The sequence below is a fragment of the Rhizobium freirei PRF 81 genome (genome assembly GCF_000359745.1).
GTDB lineage: Bacteria > Pseudomonadota > Alphaproteobacteria > Rhizobiales > Rhizobiaceae > Rhizobium > Rhizobium freirei.
Window position 1 is genome coordinate 1 of sequence record NZ_AQHN01000021.1, and the last position, 1459, is coordinate 1459.

Below are 1459 nucleotides of genomic sequence, written 5' to 3' on the forward strand. Positions count from 1 at the left end.
CTATTCGACCAACCAGACGCTGGACACGGTGGCCTCCAACACCAGCACCTATCTGGGTGGCGGCGCGGACGTGAAGGCCGGGACGGCACCGAGCTATACGGTCGGCGGCAGCAGCTACAACAATGTCGGATCGGCCATCGGCGCCGTCGACAGCGGCCTGACCAACATCAACAATGGCACTGCCGGCGTGGTACAGCGCACCAGCACGGCCGACGTCACGGTGCTGACGGCGTCAGGCGGCACGGCGGCCGCTCCGGGCAATGCGCAGAAGCTGACCAACCTGGCGGCAGGCACGATCGGATCGACCTCGACCGATGCGGTGAACGGCTCGCAGCTGTTTGCGATGTCGGGCAGCGTGGCGAAGAACCTGGGCGGTGGTTCGACGGTCAACGGCGATGGCACGGTGTCTGCGCCGACCTACATGGTCAACGGCAACACCTACTCCAATGTGGGCGCTGCCCTAGCAGCCAGCACAACGCACTACAACAGCGTTAAGGACGGTGGCACGCCGCTAGGCAACTACAACAACGACGGCGCCACTGGAGATCGAGCACTGGCGCTGGGCGTGAATGCGAGCGCAAGCGGAAACTACGGTGCGGCGATTGGCAGCGATGCGCGCGCGACCGGTGCCTCGGCACTTGCCGTGGGGTCGGCTGCAGAAGCTGTGGGTGACAGTGCTGTCTCCATTGGAGCCGATGCCGTAGCGTCTGCGGACCGCACCGTTGCAATCGGCACCGGTTCCCAGGCCGCGGGCACGCAGGCGATCAGCATCGGCACAGGCAACGTGGTGAGCGGCAATAACTCGGTCGCGATCGGCGACCCGACCACGGTCACCGGCAACAACACCTTCTCGCTGGGCAACAACAACGGCACGGTGGGCGCCAACGAGTCGGGCATCTTCGGCAACAACAACAAGCTGCCGGCCGGATCGGACAACAGCCGCATCGTCGGCAACTTGAACACCGTCAACTCGGCCAATGTCATGGTCATGGGCAATGGCGTGACGGTGGGCACGGGTCTTGCCGGCGCCGTCGCGCTGGGCAACAGCTCGACCGTCTCGGCGGCGGTCGCCACGCCGAGCACCACCATCAACGGCACCAGCTACAGCTTCTCCGGCGGCGCGCCGGCCGCTGGGGATGTCGTGAGCGTCGGCTCCGGCACGGCGCAGCGTCAGATCCAGAACGTCGCCGCCGGCCGCCTCAGCGGCGGCAGCACCGACGCGATCAACGGTTCGCAGCTGTTCGCCACCAACCAGGCTGTGGGGACATTGGGAACGCAAGTGACCAATCTGGGTAGCAGCACGGCGACGGTGCTGGGCGGCAACGCCGCCTACGACACCACGACCGGCCAGCTGACGATGAGCAATGTCGGCGGCACGGGCCAGAACACCGTCAACGACGCGATCGCGGCGGTGAACACGACCGCCGGCAAGGGCTGGAACCTGCAGGCGAACGGCGAC

1 pseudogene is annotated in these 1459 nt (G+C 66.6%); it reads left to right on the forward strand.

Going from position 1 to position 1459, the window contains the following annotated elements:
• A pseudogene (locus RHSP_RS07330) lies at positions 1-1459 on the forward strand (hypothetical protein); the annotation flags it as partial.